The 20,776-nt window shown below is 58.9% G+C and carries 16 protein-coding genes, 2 tRNA genes and 1 pseudogene; 12 read left to right on the top strand and 7 right to left on the bottom strand.

From position 1 onward, the window contains the following. Positions 1-18: 18 nt before the first annotated feature. From ACE4QZ_RS25100 to ACE4QZ_RS25085, 4 genes are all read right to left on the bottom strand, one after another. Positions 19-1,584, bottom strand: a complete 1,566-nt coding sequence (locus ACE4QZ_RS25100; RefSeq protein WP_003249548.1) for an ABC transporter permease — start codon at positions 1,582-1,584, stop codon at positions 19-21. Next, positions 1,584-2,597, bottom strand: coding sequence for an iron ABC transporter substrate-binding protein (locus tag ACE4QZ_RS25095; RefSeq protein WP_021783883.1), 1,014 nt, complete (start codon positions 2,595-2,597; stop codon positions 1,584-1,586). The genes ACE4QZ_RS25100 and ACE4QZ_RS25095 overlap by 1 nt, the downstream gene beginning before the upstream one ends. Before the next feature lie 239 nt (positions 2,598-2,836). Further along, positions 2,837-2,923 (bottom strand) — tRNA-Leu (locus tag ACE4QZ_RS25090). A gap of 88 nt (positions 2,924-3,011) precedes the next feature. Continuing rightward, positions 3,012-3,098: transfer RNA gene (locus ACE4QZ_RS25085), tRNA-Leu, on the bottom strand. 272 nt (positions 3,099-3,370) lie between these two features. Here ACE4QZ_RS25085 and rnr point away from each other — a divergent pair. From rnr to ACE4QZ_RS25045, 8 genes are all read left to right on the top strand, one after another. Continuing rightward, positions 3,371-5,944, top strand: coding sequence for a ribonuclease R (rnr, locus tag ACE4QZ_RS25080; RefSeq protein WP_021783884.1), 2,574 nt, complete (start codon positions 3,371-3,373; stop codon positions 5,942-5,944). Next, a complete protein-coding gene (gene rlmB, locus ACE4QZ_RS25075) occupies positions 5,941-6,687 on the top strand; it encodes a 23S rRNA (guanosine(2251)-2'-O)-methyltransferase RlmB (RefSeq protein WP_003249554.1) in 747 nt (248 codons plus the stop codon). Before rnr ends, rlmB begins: the two co-directional genes overlap by 4 nt. Before the next feature lie 305 nt (positions 6,688-6,992). Next, a complete protein-coding gene (rpsF, locus tag ACE4QZ_RS25070; RefSeq protein WP_021783885.1) occupies positions 6,993-7,418 on the top strand; it encodes a 30S ribosomal protein S6 in 426 nt (141 codons plus the stop codon). 28 nt (positions 7,419-7,446) lie between these two features. After that, entirely contained in the window at positions 7,447-7,677 is a 231-nt protein-coding gene (gene rpsR / locus ACE4QZ_RS25065; RefSeq protein WP_003249563.1) for a 30S ribosomal protein S18, read from the top strand. A 33-nt stretch (positions 7,678-7,710) separates the two neighbouring features. Next, positions 7,711-8,574, top strand: a complete 864-nt coding sequence (locus ACE4QZ_RS25060; protein ID WP_021783886.1) for a hypothetical protein — start codon at positions 7,711-7,713, stop codon at positions 8,572-8,574. A gap of 20 nt (positions 8,575-8,594) precedes the next feature. Further along, positions 8,595-9,041, top strand: a complete 447-nt coding sequence (gene rplI, locus ACE4QZ_RS25055; protein ID WP_003249568.1) for a 50S ribosomal protein L9 — start codon at positions 8,595-8,597, stop codon at positions 9,039-9,041. Positions 9,042-9,154: 113 nt separating this feature from the next. Continuing rightward, on the top strand, positions 9,155-10,552 hold the full coding sequence (gene dnaB / locus ACE4QZ_RS25050) for a replicative DNA helicase (RefSeq protein WP_021783887.1): 1,398 nt from the start codon (positions 9,155-9,157) through the stop codon (positions 10,550-10,552). Positions 10,553-10,649: 97 nt separating this feature from the next. Next, positions 10,650-11,800 (top strand): IS3 family transposase gene (locus ACE4QZ_RS25045; protein ID WP_087785413.1). Its coding sequence is split into 2 segments (ribosomal slippage): positions 10,650-10,884 and positions 10,884-11,800, totalling 1,152 coding nucleotides; the frame shifts between segments, so codons are not numbered across the junction. Here the strand turns inward: ACE4QZ_RS25045 and ACE4QZ_RS25040 are convergent. Both ACE4QZ_RS25040 and ACE4QZ_RS25035 read right to left on the bottom strand, forming a co-directional pair. Continuing rightward, positions 11,797-13,467, bottom strand: a complete 1,671-nt coding sequence (locus tag ACE4QZ_RS25040) for an ATP-binding cassette domain-containing protein (RefSeq protein ID WP_410480259.1) — start codon at positions 13,465-13,467, stop codon at positions 11,797-11,799. The genes ACE4QZ_RS25045 and ACE4QZ_RS25040 overlap by 4 nt on opposite strands. Position 13,468: 1 nt before the next feature. Continuing rightward, complete coding sequence (locus ACE4QZ_RS25035) at positions 13,469-14,623, bottom strand: YcaO-like family protein (protein ID WP_279935238.1); 1,155 nt, start codon at positions 14,621-14,623, stop codon at positions 13,469-13,471. Between the two features lie 614 nt (positions 14,624-15,237). Here ACE4QZ_RS25035 and tnpB point away from each other — a divergent pair. From tnpB to ACE4QZ_RS25015, 4 genes and pseudogenes are all read left to right on the top strand, one after another. Continuing rightward, a complete protein-coding gene (gene tnpB, locus ACE4QZ_RS25030) occupies positions 15,238-15,597 on the top strand; it encodes an IS66 family insertion sequence element accessory protein TnpB (RefSeq protein WP_019437365.1) in 360 nt (119 codons plus the stop codon). 18 nt (positions 15,598-15,615) lie between these two features. Next, complete coding sequence (tnpC, locus tag ACE4QZ_RS25025) at positions 15,616-17,172, top strand: IS66 family transposase (RefSeq protein ID WP_323601765.1); 1,557 nt, start codon at positions 15,616-15,618, stop codon at positions 17,170-17,172. A gap of 32 nt (positions 17,173-17,204) precedes the next feature. After that, positions 17,205-17,351 (top strand): annotated as a pseudogene (locus ACE4QZ_RS25020) (DUF3077 domain-containing protein); the annotation flags it as partial. A 178-nt stretch (positions 17,352-17,529) separates the two neighbouring features. After that, positions 17,530-19,830 (top strand): YgiQ family radical SAM protein, encoded by a 2,301-nt coding sequence (locus tag ACE4QZ_RS25015; protein WP_012053852.1) that lies wholly within the window; start codon positions 17,530-17,532, stop codon positions 19,828-19,830. Positions 19,831-19,951: 121 nt separating this feature from the next. Here ACE4QZ_RS25015 and ACE4QZ_RS25010 read toward each other — a convergent pair whose 3' ends face one another. Beyond that, a complete protein-coding gene (locus tag ACE4QZ_RS25010; RefSeq protein WP_021784449.1) occupies positions 19,952-20,539 on the bottom strand; it encodes a TIGR00730 family Rossman fold protein in 588 nt (195 codons plus the stop codon). Between the last annotated feature and the right edge of the window lie 237 nt (positions 20,540-20,776).

The raw sequence follows: 20,776 nt of genomic DNA, 5'->3' as shown, positions 1-20,776 counted from the left end.
GGCGGCCTGGGCAAGCTTTCAAGCCTTGTTCAAATACATCCGCGTAGTCAGCAAGTAAACCGGCAACCCCGACACCACGATCAGCAGCGCCGCATACGGCGCCGCCGCCGCGAACTCGACATTGGCCGTATGCGCCCACACTTCGGTGGCCAGGGTGGTCATGCCGGTCGGGCTGAGCAGCAGGGTAGCCGTCAGCTCCTTCATGGCATCCAGGAACACCAGTGCAAAGGCCGCTGCCATGGCCGGGAAGATGATCGGCAAGGTCACCCGGCAGAACGCGGCAAAGCTGCTGGCGCCCAGGGTGCGTGCGGCTTCTTCCAGCGTCGGCGAAGCCTTGTTAAGCGCGGTGCGCACCGGCGACTGGGCCAGCGGCAGGAACAGCAGCGCGTAGGCCAGCAGCAGCAGCGCCGTGGTCTGGTACAGCGCCGGCACGTAGTGCAGGGCGAAAAACACCAGGGTCAGGGCAATCACCAAGCCGGGCAGGGCGTGCAGCAGATAGGGCAGGCGCTCGGCCCAGATCGCCAGGCGGCCTTTGTAGCGCACCACTAAAAAGCTGATAGGCAGAGCCAGCAGCACACAGAAGCCAGCACCGCCCAGCGACACCGACAGCGAGGTGAACAACGCCTTCGAGATGGCCGCCACCGGAAATGCCGCCGACGAACCTACGCTCAGCCAGTAACCGAGCATCGCCAGCGGAATGCCGCTGCCCAGCACCGCCAGGCCCACGCAGAACAGTTGCGCCAGCACCGCCCAGCCGCGCAGCCGCACCGGTTGCGCACGCCGCGCTACGCCCTGGCCAATACGTACATGGCGGGCTTTGCCGCGCACCCGCAGTTCCAGCCACAGCATTGCCAGGCACATCGCCAACAGCACGGCAGACAGCATGGCCGCGTTGGCATTGCTGAACTCCAGTTCGAACTGCTGGTAGATCGCCGTGGTAAAGGTTTGCAGGCCGAGGATCGACAGCGCGCCAAACTCCACCAGCATATGCAGGGCAATCAGTAGCGCACCGCCGAGCATCGACGGCCACAGCAGCGGCAGGGTGACTTTGCTGAACACGCCCCAGCGGCTGCAACCCAAGGTGCGTGCCGACTCCTCCAGCGAGGTGTCAAGGTTGCGCAGGGTTGCGGCAACGGGCAGGAACACCAGCGGGTACTTGGACAGGGCCATGACCATGATCGCGCCGCCCAGGCCTTCAAAGTCCGAACTTAGCGACACCCAGGTGAAGCTGCTGACGAACGACGGCACGGCGAATGGCAGGCACAGCACCACGCCCCACAACCGGCGGCCGGCCAGGTTGCTGCGCTCCAGCAGCCAGGCCAGTGCCAGGCCGACCACCATGCAGGTCAGCGTCACCCCGACCATCAGCATCAGGGTGTTGCGCATCAGCCCCCAGACAAAGGGCCGCCACAGCAGGTGCAAAGCTTCGCGCCAGCCGGCTTCCCAGGCTTTGATGGCGACATAAGCCAGTGGCAGCAAGCTCATTGCCACTAGGAACAGCACAGGCAGCACTACCCAGATGGAAGGGCGCTTGCGGCGCGGTACGAAGCGTACCGGCACCGGTTCGGACAGGGCGGCAGTCATCAGAGCAGGCCGACCTCACGCTCAAGTTCGATGGCTTCCTCGGCATTGCCCAGGTCAGCTGGCGAGATCTTCGGCGGGCGCAGTTCGTCGAACGGCTTCAGGCCGCGGTCAGAAACCATGCCCTTGTGCAGCGGGTACTCGGCGGTGGTCTGGGTAATCACGCGCTGGCCTTCCTCGCTGGCCATCCAGTTGAGCAGGGCCTGGGCTTCTTTCGGGTGTTTGCTGGCCTTGACCACGCCTGCGCCGGAGATAGTAACCAGGTTGCCAGCATCGCCGTCGGCCAGGTAATAGAGCTTGGTGTCCAGCTTGCCGCGTTCGCGTTCAAGCGCGTACCAGTAGTAGTTGTTCACCAGTACCGCAGCCACTTCACCCTTTTCTACGGCTTTGAGGGCAACCATGTTGTTGGTGTAGGTCTTGCCGAAGGCTTTCAGGCCGGTCAACCATTCTTCGGTGGCTTCACGCCCGTGCATCTTCAGAATGGCCACGGCCTGCTCCTGGAACGCACCGCTGGTGGGGACGTAGCCGACGCGGCCTTCCCACTCAGGGTTGGCGAAGTCCATCACTGTGGTCGGCAGGTCTTTCTCGTCGACTTTCTTCGGGTTGTACACCACGATGCGCGTACGGGCGGTGATACCCATCCAGGTGCCGTTGGCGCCAACGTACTCCTTGGGCATCATGTTCAACGTGGCGTCGTCAATCTTGGCCAGCAGGTCCAGCTCACCCAGGTTGTTCAGGGGCGGGGACTCTTCTGTGTAGATGATGTCGGCCGGCGAGCGGTCGCCTTCCTCGATGATCTGGCTGGCAAGCTGATTGCTGCTGCCTTTGCGGATGTCGATGTGGATGCCGGTCTTGGCCTCATAGGCCTTGGCAATGGCTTCGCCGATTTCCTTGTGCTGACCGTTGTACATGGTCAGCGTGACCGGTGCGTCTGCCATGGCGGCCGGAGCGCCGATGACCAGGCTCAGCAGTGCGGCGGCCAAGGTACGCATCAGCGGTTGCGGGCGGATCGTCATGCGGGTACTTCCTCGCTTACGGCTACATATTTGGAAACAATGGTAAACGAAATTCTTTCTCAAGTGGCCGGGTGACGAGAAATTCATGGTCAGACCATGGTGCAAGGGGTTGGGGTGTGTTGCCTGTAGGGGGGGGATTCGCGGGTGAGCCCGCTCTTACAACGTGCGCGTATCGAGGAGGGGGGCACAAAAAATCGCAGGCAAGAAAAAACCCACTAGCAAGCTAGTGGGTTTTTGTATGGTGCCCAGGAGAAGACTCGAACTTCCACGACCTTGCGGTCACTGATACCTGAAACCAGCGCGTCTACCAATTCCGCCACCTGGGCAAAGCTTTACATCATCTGCAGAAGGCGACTATCGTTCGCTTTCACACAGTAGTAACAGATCCTTGGTCATCTGTTACTTGAAAATATTTGGTGCCCAGGAGAAGACTCGAACTTCCACGACCTTGCGGTCACTGATACCTGAAACCAGCGCGTCTACCAATTCCGCCACCTGGGCACACATTCGAGGTTACTTGATGCTTTACAGCGTCGTTCATCTCTACTACAACTTCGGGGTTGTCCGTCGTTGTGGTGCGCACTATACGGACGCTCCCCAAGGCTGTAAAGCCCCCAGCCGAAAAAAAATTCAAAAAATTCAACCCGTTGATTCCACAAGCCTATTTCTGCTGTTTATGCACTGCAGCGGGGGCTGTCCAAGGCAGACATTTCCGGTTTCAATACGCCTATGCCAGAATTCATATCTATATACCCCAAGGTGAACCCCTTCTGATGGCCGATTGGCAATCCCTCGATCCCGAGGCCGCTCGCGAAGCGGAAAAATACGACAACCCCATTCCCAGCCGTGAGCTGATCCTGCAGCGTCTCGCCGACCGAGGCGAACCTGCTGCCCGCGAGGAGCTGGCAAAAGAGTTCGGTCTGTATGAAGAAGACCAGATCGAAGCCCTGCGCCGCCGCCTGCGTGCCATGGAGCGCGATGGCCAGCTTATCTATACCCGGCGCGGCACTTATGCCCCGGTAGACAAGCTGGACCTGATCTGTGGTCGCGTCTCCGGCCATCGCGACGGCTTCGGCTTCCTTATTCCCGATGACGGCAGCGAAGATCTGTTCCTCAGCCCGTCGCAGATGCGACTGGTGTTTGATGGTGACCGCGGCCTGGCCCGCGTCTCCGGTGTCGACCGTCGTGGCCGCCGTGAGGGCGTGCTGGTCGAAGTCATCTCTCGTGCCCACGAAAGCGTGGTCGGCCGCTATTTCGAAGAAGGCGGCATCGGTTACGTAACCCCGGACAACCCGAAGATCCAGCAGGAAGTGCTGGTGACCGCCGGGCGTAACGGCGGTGCCAAGATCGGCCAGTTCGTCGAGATCAAGATCACCCACTGGCCAACGCCGCGCTTCCAGCCGCAAGGCGATGTGGTCGAGGTCATCGGCAACTACATGGCGCCGGGCATGGAAATCGACGTTGCCCTGCGCAGCTACGACATTCCGCACGTGTGGCCCAATGATGTGGTCAAGGAAGCACGCAAGTTCCGCTCCGAAGTCGAGGAGAAGGACAAAGAGAAGCGTGTCGACCTGCGCCATCTGCCGTTCGTCACCATCGACGGTGAAGACGCCCGCGACTTCGACGATGCCGTTTATTGCGAACCGCTGGGCAAGCTGCGTCTGTTCTCCGGTGGCTGGCGCCTGTACGTGGCCATCGCTGACGTTTCCAGCTACGTGCGTCTGGGCTCTGCCCTGGATGTCGAAGCCCAGCAGCGCGGCAACTCGGTGTACTTCCCCGAGCGCGTGGTGCCGATGCTCCCCGAAGAGCTGTCCAACGGCCTGTGCTCGCTGAACCCGCACGTCGACCGGTTGGCCATGGTCTGTGAAATGACCATGAACAAAGCCGGCCAGATGGTCGACTATCAGTTCTACGAAGGCGTGATCCACTCCCACGCCCGCCTGACCTACAACAAGGTCAGCAGCATGCTCGAGCATGCCCGCACCCGTGAGGGCAAGGCGCTGCGCGAGGAGTACAAGGAGGTCGTGCCCGACCTGAAAAACCTGTACAACCTGTACAAGGTGCTGGTGGAAGCGCGTCACACGCGTGGTGCCATCGACTTCGAAACCCAGGAAACCCGCATCATTTTCGGTGATCAGCGCAAGATCGCTGAAATTCGCCCGACAGTGCGTAACGATGCCCACAAGCTGATCGAGGAATGCATGCTGGCGGCCAACGTGGCCACTGCCGAGTTCCTGCAGAAGCACGGTGTACCGGCGTTGTACCGCGTGCACGACGGCCCTCCACCGGAGCGCCTGGAAAAACTGCGTGCCTTCCTGGGTGAGTTGGGCCTGAGCCTGCACAAGGGCAAGGACCCGTCGCCGAAGGATTACCAGGCCCTGCTGGCGAGCATCGCCGGCCGCCCGGACTTCCACCTGATCCAGACGGTGATGCTGCGCTCGCTGAGCCAGGCCGTGTACAGCACCGAGAACAACGGCCACTTCGGCCTGAACTACGAGGCGTACACCCACTTCACCTCGCCGATTCGCCGGTACCCTGACCTGCTGGTGCACCGCGCCATCCGCAGCATCATCCGCTCCAAGGTTGATACCCCGCACGTCAAGCGTGCCGGTGCCATGAGCATCCCCAAGGCGCGTATCTACCCGTACGACGAAAACACCCTGGAGCAACTCGGCGAGCAGTGCTCGATGACCGAGCGTCGGGCTGACGAAGCCACCCGTGACGTGGTCAACTGGCTCAAGTGCGAGTTCATGAAGGATCGCGTGGGCGAGACCTTCCCGGGCGTGATCACCGCGGTGACCGGTTTCGGCCTGTTCGTCGAGCTGACCGATATCTATGTAGAGGGCCTGGTGCACGTCAGTGCGTTGCCGGGTGACTACTACCACTTCGACCCGGTACACCATCGCCTGGCCGGCGAGCGTACCGGTCGCAGCTTCCGCTTGGGCGACACCATCGAAGTGAAGGTCATGCGTGTTGACCTGGATGAGCGCAAGATCGACTTCGAAGTGTCGGAAAAGACCCTTGCCGCACCGATCGGCCGCAAGCAGCGGGGTGCCGCGCCGGCTGCCGAAAAAACCGAGCAACAGCCGGCAACCGAAGCGAAAGCCACGCCCAAGCCGCGCAGCCGCAAAAGCGAAGCGTCCGAAGCGTACTTCCCCAAGGATGCTGTGCAGCGTAACGCTGAAGTGCGTAAAAGCCGCGAGATGAAGAAAGCGCTGATGACCGACGCGCGCAGCAGTGCCGGCAGCAAATCCGAGAAAGGTGGCAAGCCGTCCGGTAAGCCGACCAAGCACCGTAAAGGCCCGTCGAAGTCCGGCGCGCCACGCAAAAGCAAGAGCAATTCATGAGTCAGCTGGAAAAGATCTACGGCGTACACGCCGTGCAGGCATTGCTGCAGCACCATCCAAAGCGGGTCAAGCAGATCTGGCTGTCGGAAGGGCGCAGCGAGCCACGCCTCGAGACCTTGCTGGCGCTGGCCGCGGAAAACCGCGTGCCGGTCGGCCAGGCCGAGCGCCGTGAGATGGATGCCTGGGTCGAAGGTGTGCACCAGGGCGTTGTAGCCGAGGTCAGCCCGAGCCAGGTGTGGGGCGAGCTGATGCTCGAAGAGCTGCTTGAGCGCACAGAGACGCCGCCGCTGATCCTGGTGCTGGACGGCGTGACCGACCCGCACAACCTCGGCGCCTGCCTGCGTACCGCGGATGCGGCCGGTGCCACGGCAGTGATCGTGCCCAAGGACAAGTCGGCAACGCTGACGCCGGTTGTTCGAAAGGTGGCTTGTGGCGCGGCAGAAGTCATTCCGCTGGTGGCTGTGACCAACCTGGCGCGTACGCTTGAGAAGTTGCAGCAGCGTGGCCTTTGGGTCGTGGGTACCGCTGGCGAGGCCGAGCAGGAGATCTACCAGCAGGACCTCACCGGGCCACTGGTGATGATCATGGGCGCGGAAGGCAAGGGCATGCGCCGGCTCACCCGCGAGCATTGCGACTTTCTGGTGAAGTTGCCGATGGCGGGTAGCGTCAGCAGCCTTAACGTGTCGGTAGCGACCGGGGTTTGCCTGTTCGAAGCCGTCCGTCAGCGTCAGGCCAAGCGCTGATCTTCAGCCTGTATCGGCCTATTCGCGGGCGCGCCCGCTCCCACAGGTAATCTGCAATGCCAGAGGCAGCAGTGAGCCTGTGGGAGCGGGCGTGCCCGCGAATAGGGGCTGACACATTCTGAATATCTCAGGCTGTTCAAATATTCGCCAATTGCCTTGCGTGTGCGGCACGCCTTCTCTACAATTGCGCCCCTTGCCGAGCTGGCAGGCGCTCATGTGCCTCCCCTCCGTGCAAGACATACAGTGTCATTCACTCCTTGTCTGACCAGATTCGCTGGCAGACTACTAACCCGTAAGGAGCATTCATGCGTCATTACGAAATCATCTTCCTGGTTCACCCGGACCAGAGCGAGCAAGTCGGCGGCATGGTTGAGCGTTACACCAAGCTGATCGAAGAAGATGGTGGCAAGATCCACCGCCTGGAAGACTGGGGCCGTCGTCAACTGGCCTACGCAATCAACAATGTTCACAAGGCTCACTACGTGATGCTGAACGTTGAGTGCACCGGCAAGGCCCTGGCCGAGCTGGAAGACAACTTCCGCTACAACGATGCCGTTATCCGTAACCTGGTCATCCGTCGCGACGAAGCCGTTACCGGCCAGTCCGAGATGCTGAAGGCTGAAGAAAACCGCAGCGAGCGCCGTGAGCGTCGTGAGCGTCCTGAGCATGCTGAATCCGCCGAAGGCGATGACAGCAATGACAGCGACTCCAGCGATAACGCTGACGAGTAATCCACGGACCTTTAGAGGAGCCTATTAAATGGCACGTTTCTTCCGTCGTCGTAAATTCTGCCGCTTCACTGCTGAAGACGTGAAAGAGATCGACTTCAAAGATCTCAACACCCTGAAAGCTTACGTATCCGAAACCGGCAAGATCGTTCCAAGCCGTATCACCGGTACCAAAGCTCGTTATCAGCGTCAGCTGGCTACCGCTATCAAGCGTGCCCGCTTCCTGGCCCTGCTGCCCTACACCGACAGCCACGGCCGCTGAGACCGGGTCGTCGACAAGCAGTAAGGGGTTAGCATGCGAGCGTTAGCAAGTTTCATCATGCGCGGTCGTGTGCAGGCCACCCTCGTGGTGGTCATCAGCGCGGTACTGCCGCTGCTGTTCTGGTTGAGTGCCGCTGCCTGCAGCCTTGTGCTGCTGCGGCGTGGGTTCAAGGATGCTACAACGGTCATCGCCGGCGGCCTGCTGGCCGGGCTGGCCGTGTGGGTCATGGGCGATCCCATCACCTTTCTGGTGATTGCGGGTGCCATTGCCCTGGCCGCCATGTTGCGTGCCGAGTATCCCTGGAGCCGGGTGTTGCTCGCCAGTGCCGTGTTCGCCGTGGCTTTCAGCCTCGTGCTCGATCTGGCGCTGGCGCAAACCTTCGATGTGCTGGCCAAGGCGTTTGCCGAAGCCATGCCGAAAATCGAGGGGCAACCGGTACTCTCCGACGAGCTGATCCGCCCTGTGCTGGTCGCTTCTACAGCAGTGACGGTGCAATTGTTCAGTGTGCTGGCCTTGGTGCTGGCGCGCTATTGGCAGGCAGCGTTGTACAACCCTGGAGGCTTCGGTCGCGAGTTTCGCGAACTGAAGTTGCCGAAACAGGCCACGGCGGCCTTGGTGGCAGTGATGGTGGTGGCTCCGTTTATCGGGCCGCAGTTCATCATCCTGGCATCTGCCTCGAGCCTGGTATTGGTGCTGGCCGGCATCGCCTTGATGCACGGGCTGGTGGCACAGGGCCGACTGGCCGGTTTCTGGCTGGTGGGGATGTACGTGACGCTGCCGCTGATCATGCAGCTGATTTATCCGTTGCTGATGGTTTTGGCCATTGTCGACAGCCTGATTGATTTTCGCGGTCGCAAGTCCCCTCCGGGGAAAGACTCCGCGAACGGTGAAGGTTAAAAGTTAAGAGGTTTTACCAAATGGAACTGATCCTGCTGGAAAAAGTCGCTAACCTGGGCAACCTGGGCGACAAAGTAAAAGTTAAGGCTGGTTACGGCCGTAACTTCCTGCTGCCATTCGGCAAGGCCACCGTTGCCAACGCCGCCAACCTGGCTGCGTTCGAAGAGCGTCGTGCCGAGCTGGAAAAAGCAGCCGCTGACAAGAAAGCTTCGGCTGAAAGCCGCGCTGCCCAACTGGCCGAGCTGGAAGTGACCATCACTGCCACCGCTGGCGACGAAGGCAAGCTGTTCGGTTCGATCGGCACCCACGACATCGCTGACGCCCTGACCGCCTCCGGCGTTGAAGTGGCCAAAGCTGAAGTTCGTCTGCCGAACGGCACCATCCGTCAGGTTGGCGAATACGACGTAGCCGTGCACCTGCACAGCGACGTTGAAGCCACCGTACGCGTGGTCGTCGTAGCTGCCTAAGCTGCGCTAACTGGCTGGCTCCTTGCGAGTCAGGCGGTTAACATCGGGCACGGTCCTGTTTTCGACAGGCCGTGCCCTTTGTCTTTTTCGTCCTCCAGAATTCTTTCGTGGCCATGAACGAGATCACCACTTCCGAACAGCTAGACCTGCAAACCGCAGCCCTGAAGGTGCCGCCGCATTCCATCGAGGCCGAACAGGCCGTACTCGGTGGCCTGATGCTGGACAACAACGCCTGGGAGCGGGTGCTGGACCAAGTGTCGGATGGCGATTTCTACCGGCATGACCACCGCCTGATTTTCCGTGCCGTGCACAAGTTGGCCGATGCCAACCAGCCATTTGACGTGGTTACCCTGCACGAGCAACTGGACAAGGAAGGCCTGTCCTCGCAAGTCGGCGGCTTGGCCTACCTGGCCGAGCTGGCCAAGAACACTCCCTCGGTAGCCAACATCAAGGCATACGCCGCGATCATTCGCGAGCGGGCCACGTTGCGCCAACTGATCAGCATCAGTACCGACATCGCCGACAACGCCTTTAATCCGCAAGGGCGCAACGCCGAAGAAATCCTCGACGACGCCGAGCGGCAGATCTTCCAGATCGCCGAGGCCCGGCCAAAAACCGGCGGCCCGGTGGGTGTCAACGAACTGTTGACCATGGCCATCGACCGCATCGATACGCTGTTCAACTCCGACAGCGACATCACCGGTATCTCCACCGGTTACACTGACCTGGACGAGAAGACCAGCGGCCTGCAGGCAGCCGACCTGATCATCGTCGCGGGTCGTCCGTCGATGGGTAAGACCACCTTCGCCATGAACCTGGTGGAAAACGCCGTACTGCGTACCGACAAGGCGGTGCTGGTGTTCTCCCTGGAGATGCCAGGTGAGTCGCTGATCATGCGTATGCTCTCGTCCCTGGGGCGTATCGACCAGACCAAGGTCCGTTCCGGCCAGCTGGACGACGACGACTGGCCGCGCCTGACCTCGGCAGTGAACCTGCTCAACGACCGCAAATTGTTCATCGACGATACGGCGGGAATCAGCCCCTCGGAAATGCGCGCTCGCACCCGTCGCCTGGCCCGTGAGCATGGCGAGATCGCCATGATCATGGTCGACTACCTGCAGCTGATGCAGATTCCGGGGTCGGCCGGTGACAACCGTACCAACGAAATTTCCGAGATTTCCCGCTCGCTGAAGGCCCTGGCCAAGGAATTCAACTGCCCGGTTATTGCCCTTTCGCAGCTGAACCGCTCGCTGGAGCAGCGCCCGAACAAACGCCCGGTGAACTCCGACTTGCGTGAATCCGGTGCAATCGAGCAGGACGCCGACGTGATCATGTTCGTATACCGCGACGAGGTGTACCACCCCGAGACCGAGCACAAGGGCGTGGCGGAAATCATCATCGGCAAACAGCGTAACGGCCCCATCGGCTTCGTGCGTTTGGCGTTTATCGGCAAGTACACCCGGTTCGAGAACCTTGCGCCGGGCATGTACAACTTTGATGATGATGAATAACCCATTGAGCTAGCAAGGCTGCTCCTACAAGGTTTGAATCGCCCCTGGTTTCGTAGACACCTCCAAGCCTCATAATGAGGCCCAAATAGGAGGTGCCATGAGTCGTCAGCGTTACCCCGAAGAGTTCAAGATCGAAGCGGTCAAGCAAGTGACCGAGAAAGGCAAACCCGTCGCCGATGTCGCCCAGCGCCTGGGCATGTCCGTACATAGCCTTTACGCCTGGATCAAGGTCTACACCAAGCCCCAAGAGCAGCGTCAGCAAGACGACGATCAGCAGGCCGAATTGCGCAAGCTACGCGCTGAACTCAAGCGCGTGACTGAAGAGCGAGACATCTTAAAAAAGGCCGCCGCGTACTTTGCCAAGGAGTGCGGCTGAAGTACGCCTTCATCAAGAAGCACTCGACTGATTACCCGGTGCGGCGCCTTTGCCAAACCCTCAAGGTGCACCCCAGCGGCTACTACGCCTGGCTGGCCGAGCCTCAATCTGCCCGAGCAAAAGAAGATCAACGTCTGCTTGGCTTGATCAAGCACGCTTGGCTAGAAAGCGGAGGTGTATACGGCTACCGCAAAATTCACGATGACCTACGTGAGCTGGGAGAGGAATGCGGACGAAATCGAGTCGGGCGCTTGATGCAGGCGGAGGGGCTGCGTTCGCAAACGGGCTATCGGCGGCGTCCAGGGTTTTACGGTGGAAAACCAACAGTGGCCTCGCCCAACCACCTCGCGCGGCAGTTCAAGGTCAGTGAGCCGAACAAGGTCTGGGTGACAGATATCACTTACATCCGCACCTATGAAGGATGGCTCTATCTAGCGGTAGTGCTGGATCTGTTCTCACGCCAAGTAATTGGTTGGTCAATGAAGCCAAGGATGTGCAGCGACCTGGCTATCGACGCAATGTTGATGGCTGTGTGGCGACGCAAGCCACAGCAGCAAGTGATGATTCACTCAGATCAAGGTAGTCAGTTCAGTAGCTCAGATTGGCAAAGCTTCTTGAAGGCTAACAATGTAATCAGCAGCATGAGTCGGCGGGGAAACTGCCACGACAATGCCGTAGCCGAGAGCTTTTTCCAACTTTTGAAGCGGGAGCGCATCCGACGAAAGATCTACACAACCCGTGAAGAAGCCCGAAGTGATATTTTCGATTACATCGAAATGTTCTATAACCCTAAACGCCGACACAGCAGTGCTATGCAGCTGTCTCCAATAGAGTATGAGAAACGCTATTTCCTGAGCTTGGAGAGTGTCTAGGAAACCAGGGGCGATTCAGTTTGCGGTGCGCCTGCTAGCTCTGAAATCTGAGCGATCTTCGTTTGCCCTTGGCTGATGATCCGCCCCTCGCTCAGGGTGATCACCCGGTCAAACCGCGACAGTGCGCTCTGATCATGCGTCACGCAAATCAGCCCTCGCCCTTTAAATGCTTCGAACAACAGGTCCCAGGTACGCTCTGCCGACGCGGCATCGAGCCCGGCTGTGGGCTCGTCAAAGAAATTGAATTCCCCAGGCTGATTAAGAAGGCGTAGCAGCGTCAGCCTGCGTGCTTCGCCGCCCGATATCGATTCTGCGCGTGCATCCAGATCAAGTTCGTACCAGTCTTTGCTCAGGCCCAACCGTTCAAGCCATCGTTCGATTTGAGCGCGATCATGAGCTTGCTCGAACAGCACGGCGCGGGGCAGGGGGCCAGGTATGAAATGCGCCTCCTGAGGGCAGAGTCGTAATCGACTGAATTGTTCACTAGCGTTGAGCGACGCCAGGCACCTGCCGTGCAGGTGCACATCCTTGCGCAACGGGAATATCGTTCCCGCCAGCGTATGCAGAAGTGTCGATTTACCACATCCGCTGGGCCCGATCAGTGCGACCCGTTCTCCTTTGTGCAGTACCAAGGGTTCTTCGATGTGAAGTTGTACATTATCTCGAGCGCTCAACTGGCACGGGGCGATGCTTAGGCCAGCGTCCTTGTCTTGGGACTTCGCCTTAGTAGTGCATGCAGGGCCGAACGAGGGGAGCTGGAGCCATTGTTCGAGTTTGCGTTTGTCTAGCCGAAACTGGTCTAGCAATCGCCAGGCCTCAGCAAGTTGCGCAACCCCTGCCAGCAATCCGCTCACCAAGGTGAAGAGAGCAACCAGCTCGCCCAGGCTCAATTGCGGTGTTGCCAGAGCCTGATCATGGATACCCCACATGAGCAAACCGCCACTGCCCAGGCCTATGAACAGGGTGCGCAGGCTCTGAATCCAACCCCCACTGTGAGCTACCTGCACTGCTGAGTCGGCATAGTGCGAAAGTGTCTGGTTGACCGGGAGCATTGCAGCATCCTCGGCCTTTTCCAGTTTGACCGTTGCCGCGCTGGCGAAGGTATCCACCCATTGTTCCGCCAGTTCATCCTCGCGAGCGTTCACTGCCTCGATATGTGGCCGGCGCCAGCGCACCAGACGATCGTTGGCCCACAGGTAGGCCAGGCTCAAAGGGATGAGGCCGATCAATACCGAAGTAGCTCCCAGGTAAGCGAAGAGCGTTATCAGCACTGCAGCTTCGGCTAGCACCGGCCACGCCGAGCCAATCAGAAAGCCCAACCACCGCTCCTGTGCGGTAATGCCCCTATCCAGTACTTTTACCAGTGTTCCGCCATGGAGTTGTCCATAGGCCTCGAAGCGCTTGTCCAGCAATTCGCGGCACCAGCGGATGGAAAGTTGCTTCACGCGTTCCTGGCAAAGCCGCGCCAGGCACCAGGCTTGTAGAGGGGTCATAGAGGCTTGTAATGCGACAAGGCATATGAAAGCTCCGAGCAGAAGCTGGGAAGACGCGGCTGAGGTGGCCAGGTTGTCAATGATGTCGGCCAAGACTAGAGCAGGTACGACGGTCGCGATTTTCAGGAGCAGTGTCGCGCCGAGGGCGGCGAGAATTCCTCTATAGATTTGCATGTCATTGCCTTATGCCTTTGAGTGCACTCTGTGGCGCGACTGGAATACCTGATCTGATCAGGTGGAAGCGTTCAAGTCCGGGTATGAACACCTGAACAACCGTAGCGAGATTCGGGTGCTCATAAAGTGTGCGATAGAATGCGATCTTGTTATGTTTTTCCAAGTTGATCAGTGTTCGCTTGACTTGCCCGCGCACGCTGAGATCGGTATGCGGAGGGTGAAAAGCGGGTACAGCATATGTGGGGCATGGGTGTATAAGAGCTGAAAGGCGGGTTGAATGAGTAAGCATTTTTTCAGTAGAGAGATCTTCTTGTTTTTCTGTGGCCCCAGAAAGCTGCTCGCACTGAATCTGCTCCGTTACGGCGCGGTACATTGCAATGGAGGGGTTGATGGAGCTGCCGGAGCCAATGCTGCTGAGTGAGCCTTCTTTTTTACTACGAGAAACAGCAATGCAAAATGAAACTTCGTAGAAGTCGTGCGTCAAGTATATTTCTAGTTTTCTGGCCCGGCGGAGAAGCTCGGTATCATGGGCAAATGTCTCTTCCAGAAAAGAATTCGAAGGTTGGTAAAGTTTGGGTGGGGAAGTCAGGCCACAAAGTGATAGGTAGTACATAGAAAGTGCGTGACGTTCGATAGCTTCATTGATGGCGTGGAGCAGAGCCTCGTTCTCCGTGCAGCCAAGTGCTGTACCAGAGTTGGTCGAATATTTGGAAAGAAAGCTCGCTGCAGTTTTTTCGATTTCATCAATGTTTCTGGAGGAAGGTGCTATCAATATCGCGGGAATGGCTATTTCGTCGTAGCTGTTCAATGCCTGAAGACTGAAATAAGGTATTCGGCAATCCGGGGGAATGGATTTTAGGAGCCAATCGTCAAATGGGGCTATCGATTGCAAAATTTGGTCGCTTTCGATGAGTGGTGGAGTACTCTTGTCGACGAAGTAATGCTCTAGGCTCTCGGCAAGTGCTCCTAGTTCGCAATGTTCCCCTTTTCCTGCACCGCAAGAAACTTCTTTGTAGGCGCTGTCGTATAAGTGGCATGTGGCGACCAGGGTACTTTTTTTTGATAGTTTTGTTTTCGATTGAAGCCCTAAGTGATGATGCAGCCTTGTCAGACGGTTGTAGGCCTCTTCTATGTTCAGTTCGCGTTCGGTAATCATGTTCTGCTCCTTGGTAGAGCCAGAAGGGGCTAAGCCCCTTCTGGTTTGTCACTTACAGAAGGTTGAGAAATTCAACCTCGGACTCGGTGAATGTGTAGTTCATCACGCGTGGGATCTGCAGAGTGTGGATTTCAGAACGACGACGTCCCATGGCTAGTGCTCCTATAGAGTTGGTTTGAGTGCGCCTTCCAGCGCGTCACTGTTGTATCACTTGTTTTTTTATTGGTTCAAGATCCGCTCGGAATTTGTTGAGGAAAGTTGTCGTAGGATTTTTTACTAGGACTTGAAGTTCGATTCCTACATTTTTTAAGATCTAGAGAAAATCTACTAATAATTAGCCGGTTAGCATTTTCTGAGGGTTGGAGAGGCTAAATATTTAGTAAAAATCTGAAGGGATTGCGATCGCTCAGCAGGGGCGCGCGATCGCCATCGGTCTAAGCAGGCTCAGGTTTTCCTGCGAGTAATCGCCTTGCTCTTGAGGCAGACCCGTACGTAGCCGCTACCCATCAAATGCAATTGTCGTCGTGGCGTAAGTGCTCCATGAACCCCACATTCAAAGCGCTTACCTGATGCCCGATGCTGTGCTCCCGATTTCCTTCTGGAGCCAGCCCTGCATGATGCGCCCCGACAGCAAAGTCGAAAAAGTCTACCTCTACCCCAAGCCTGTGGACTTTCGAAAGTCCATCGACGGCCTTACTGCCTTGGTAGAACTGGATATCAAAGTCGCCGTGTTCGACCCCGTGCTCTTCGTCTTCCTCAACAAGGCGCGTAATCGGATCAAAGTGTTGTACTGGGAGCGCAACGGCTTCTGCCTCTGGCTCAAGCGCCTGGAAGCCGAGCGCTTCAAAATGTCGCCTGAGCCCAGCGACGAAGCGATTGTCCTGACCGTCCAAGAACTCAATTGGCTGCTCGACGGTTTCGACCTTTGGCGCAACCGTCCTCATCAGGTTTTGACTCCGCGCTACGTCGCCTGACCCGGTATAATCCGCGGCATGATTTCCGTGCCCGACAATCTCCCAGACGATCCTGCCCTGCTCAAGCAATTATTGCTTGAGAGCTATGCTGCCCGTTTGCGCGAGCAGGAAGTCAATCAGGCCCACATCGTCCAAATTGACGATCTGAAAGAGCAAATCAAGTTATGGCGTGACCGTTTTTTTGGCCGCAAGTCCGAGCAAACCGTCGATCCCAAAACGCCGCAACTGGCCATGTTCGATGAAGCGGAAAATGACCCTCTGCTGGCTGTAGTTGATGATGCCAATGAAGAAGTCGTTGTCCCGGTCAAGCGCCGTGGCAAGCGCAAGTCATTGGCGGCTAATCTGCCACGTATCGAAGTTATCCATGAGTTGCCCGAACACGAACTGACCTGCGCCTGCGGTTGCCGCAAGCATGTCATCGGCGAAGAAACCAGCGAGCAGCTCGATATCGTGCCGATGCAGATCCGCGTACTCAAACACGTGCGCAAGATCTATGGCTGCCGTGGTTGCGAGACTGCTCCTGTCACTGCTGACAAGCCCGCCCAGTTAATCGAAAAAAGCATGGCCAGCCCAAGCGTGCTGGCCATGCTGCTGACGACCAAGTACGTCGATGGCTTGCCGCTACACAGGTTTGAAAGTGTGCTGTCCCGCCACGGCATCGAGGTTCCACGACAAACCCTGGCGCGTTGGGTGATCCAGTGCAGTAAATACTTCCAGCCGCTGTTGAACCTGATGCGTGATCGGCTGCTGGAAAGTCCGGTGATTCATTGCGATGAGACCCGCGTCCAGGTGTTGAAAGAACCGGATCGAGACCCGACCAGCCAATCCTGGATGTGGGTGCAAGCCAGTGGCCCGCCTGATCGACAAGTTGTGCTGTTCGACTACACCACCAGCCGTGCGCAGGAAGTACCATTGCGTCTGCTGCAAGGCTATCGCGGCTATGTGATGACCGACGATTATGCGGGTTACAACGCTTTGGCGTTGCAGCCCGGTATCGAGCGACTGGCATGCATGGTTCACGCGCGCCGCAAGTTCGTCGAAGCACAAAAGGTGCAGCCCAAGGGTAAGACCGGACGAGCCGATGTGGCGCTGACGATGATCAATAAGCTGTATGACATCGAGCGCGACCTCAAGGAGGTCAGCGACGAACAGCGGTTCATCGGTCGCCAGGAAAGAAGCTTACCGATCCTCGGTCAGCTGAAAAGCTGGCTGGACAAGACGTACGCCCAGGTGACGCCGCAAAGCGTATTGGGCAAGGCGGTGCATTACCTGGCAAACAACTGGAGCCGCCTGGAACGGTATGTCGAAGCGGGCCATTTGCCAATCGACAACAACCTGGCAGAGCGTGCGATAAAACCGTTTGTCATTGGGCGCAAGGCTTGGCTGTTCAGTGACACGCCCAAGGGCGCCACGGCAAGTGCGCAGATATACAGCTTGGTCGAGACCGCCAAGGTCAACGGCCAGGAGCCCTATACGTGGCTGCGCCACGTACTTGAGCGCCTGCCGTATGCGTCGTCGGTCTCAGACTACGAAGCCTTGCTGCCATGGAACTGCTCGCCAGAGATACCACGGTAAGCTGAGGCCCTATCTTTTAGAAGGTGGGGTTCATGGATCGCACTCGTCGTGGCGACGTCCGCGAGCAGTCTTCGGAGTTGATGGGCTATGTGCGCGAACTGACCATCACCGGGTTGATGGATGAGAAGCCGATGATGATCTGGGCTGCCCATTACCTGAGTGCGATGGCCAAGGCGCTGCAAGGATTCTGTCGAACACCTGGCAACCCCACTACACCCCTCAAGCCAACCACCTGCCACGTCCATCCCCCAACCGTCGCCCCGCCCACCAATCCCCACGAATCCAGTCGGATTTGGTCAAAATTTGTGCTATATTCCGCGCCCGCGATTTCCCTGCACACCAGAACCGGTCACTGACATGCAAGCAGCCAAACCTCTCTACGACTATCCCAAGTACTGGGCCGAATGCTTCGGACCAGCACCTTTCCTGCCAATGAGCAGGGAGGAGATGGATCTGCTCGGCTGGGATTCCTGCGACATCATCATCGTGACCGGTGATGCCTACGTCGACCATCCGTCGTTCGGCATGGCCATCATTGGCCGTCTGCTGGAAGCCCAGGGCTTCCGTGTGGGCATCATTGCCCAGCCGAACTGGCAGTCGAAAGACGACTTCATGAAACTCGGCGAGCCAAACCTGTTCTTCGGTGTGGCCGCCGGCAACATGGACTCGATGATCAACCGCTACACCGCGGACAAGAAGATCCGTTCCGACGACGCCTACACCCCGGGTGGCCTGGCCGGCAGCCGTCCGGACCGTGCCAGCCTGGTGTACAGCCAGCGCTGCAAGGAAGCCTACAAGCATGTGCCGATCGTGCTCGGCGGCATCGAGGCTTCGCTGCGCCGCATCGCCCACTACGACTACTGGCAGGACAAGGTTCGTCATTCGATCCTGATCGACGCCAGCGCCGACATCCTGCTGTTCGGCAACGCCGAGCGTGCGGTGGTCGAGGTGGCCCAGCGCCTGTCAAGCGGTGAGAAGATCGAGACCATCACCGACGTTCGCGGCACCGCCTTCGTGCGCCGCGATACCCCTCAGGGCTGGTACGAGATCGACTCCACCCGTATCGACCGCCCGGGGCGCGTCGACAAGATCATCAACCCGTACGTGAACACCCAGGACACCCAGGCCTGTGCCATCGAACAGGCCAAGGGCGACCAGGAAGACCCGAACGAAGCCAAGGTGGTGCAGATTCTCGACAGCCCGGCCGTGACCCGGGAAAAGTCGGTGATCCGCCTGCCATCGTTCGAAAAGGTGCGTAACGACCCGGTGCTGTATGCCCATGCCAACCGCGTGCTGCACCTGGAGACCAACCCGGGCAACGCCCGCGCGTTGGTGCAGAAGCACGGCGAAGTGGATGTGTGGTTCAACCCGCCACCCATCCCCATGAGCACCGAAGAAATGGACTACGTGTTCGGCATGCCTTACGCCCGTGTGCCGCACCCGGCCTATGGCAAGGAGCGCATCCCGGCCTACGAGATGATCCGTTTCTCGGTGAACATCATGCGTGGCTGCTTCGGTGGCTGTACCTTCTGCTCGATCACCGAACACGAAGGCCGCATCATCCAGAACCGCTCGCACGAGTCGATCCTGCACGAAATCGAAGAGATGCGTGACAAGGTGCCGGGCTTCACCGGCGTGGTCTCGGACCTTGGCGGGCCGACTGCCAACATGTACCGCATCGCCTGCAAAAGCCCCGAAATCGAAAAGCACTGCCGCAAGCCGTCGTGCGTGTTCCCGGGTATCTGCGAAAACCTCAATACCGACCACAGCTCGCTGATCGAGCTGTACCGCAAGGCCCGTGCCTTGCCGGGTGTGAAAAAGATCCTGATTGCTTCCGGCCTGCGCTACGACCTGGCGGTGGAATCGCCGGAGTACGTCAAGGAACTGGTCACCCATCACGTTGGCGGCTACCTGAAGATTGCCCCGGAGCACACCGAGCGTGGCCCGCTGGACAAGATGATGAAGCCGGGTATCGGCACCTATGACCGCTTCAAGCGCATGTTCGAGAAGTTCTCGAAAGAAGCGGGCAAGGAGCAGTACCTGATTCCGTACTTCATTGCTGCGCACCCGGGCACCACCGACGAAGATATGATGAACCTGGCCCTGTGGCTGAAGGGCAATGGCTTCCGTGCCGATCAGGTGCAGGCGTTCTACCCGTCGCCAATGGCCTCGGCCACGGCCATGTATCACTCGGGCAAGAACCCGCTGCGCAAGGTGACCTACAAGAGCGAAGGGGTGGAGATCGTCAAGAGCGACGAGCAACGCCGTCTGCACAAGGCGTTCTTGCGCTATCACGACCCGAAGGGCTGGCCAATGCTACGTGAAGCGCTACAGCGGATGGGCCGCGCCGACCTGATCGGGCCGGGCAAGCACCAGCTGATTCCGGCGCACCAGCCGCAGACCGACAGCTACCAGAGTGCGCGCCGCAAGAACTCGACCCCGGCCGGGAGCCACAAGGTGGGCAAGGACCAGAAGATCCTCACCCAGCACACCGGCCTGCCGCCGCGTGGCAGCGATGGCAGCAAACCGTGGGACAAGCGCGAGAAGGCCAAGGCCGAAGCGTTCGCGCGTAACCAGCAGGCGGCCAAGGAGCGCAAAGAGGCGAGCAAGGGCGGCAAGGGCAACAAGAAGCCGCGTCAGCCTGTCATTCCCCGCTGATCTTGAAGGCTACATAGAGCCCTGTGGGAGCGGGTTCACCCGCGAATGCGTCGGTAGATCCACTATCGATTCGCGGGTGAACCCGCTCCCACGGGGCCAGTGTTCGGCCCATCCATCTGGGTCAGTCAGGCTGCTTGTCGACCCACTTCGGCGCCACCGGCGCGATAAAGCGGTCCATCCCGTCCAGCAGCTCGTATGGCTGCTGACCCAGCAGCAACATCGCCCGGTGTTGCGGGCGCACGAAGCCTTCTTCGACGATATGGTCGAGGAACCCGCCCAACTTGTCGTAGAAACCGTTCACATCCAGTAGGCCGAGCGGCTTGGCGTGATAGCCCAGCTGCCCCCAGGTCCACACTTCGAACAGTTCCTCCAGCGTACCCAGCCCACCCGGCAAGGCAATAAAGGCATCGCTCAGCTCGGCCATGCGGGCCTTGCGCGCATGCATGCCATCCACCACTTCCAGACGGGTCAGGCCTTTGTGGCCGACCTCAGCGTCCAGCAGGCTCTGCGGGATGATCCCCACCACTTCGCCACCGGCTGCCATGGCTGCGTCGGCAACCACGCCCATCAAGCCGACCGCGCCACCGCCGTACACCAGGGTCAAACCGCGGTGGGCAATGGCCTGGCCTAGCGCGACGGCTGCTTCACGGTAGGCAGGGTTGGCGCCGATGCTGGCGCCGCAGAACACACAAACGGAACGTACGGGCATTGCTCATCTCCTGTCACTCAGGTGCACAGGGTACGGCGCAAGCCCGTCACTTCCAAGGCCGGTTCATTCTGGCCGGGAGAATTCGCAGATTGCACCTGTAGCCCCGTGGGCGTAGGCAGCGAGCAGGCTATTGAGGAAATTGGAGATGGGCATTTGGTATTGCTCCTAAATGAGAGGTTGTCCCATCGTCCAATAAAAGGGCATGATGTGCCCTTAAATTGGTTGTATACAATCTAT

The sequence above is a fragment of the Pseudomonas sp. DCA-1 genome (assembly GCF_046523955.1).
Lineage (GTDB): Bacteria > Pseudomonadota > Gammaproteobacteria > Pseudomonadales > Pseudomonadaceae > Aquipseudomonas > Aquipseudomonas putida_Y.
This window is presented reverse-complemented; position numbering and strand designations above follow the sequence as displayed.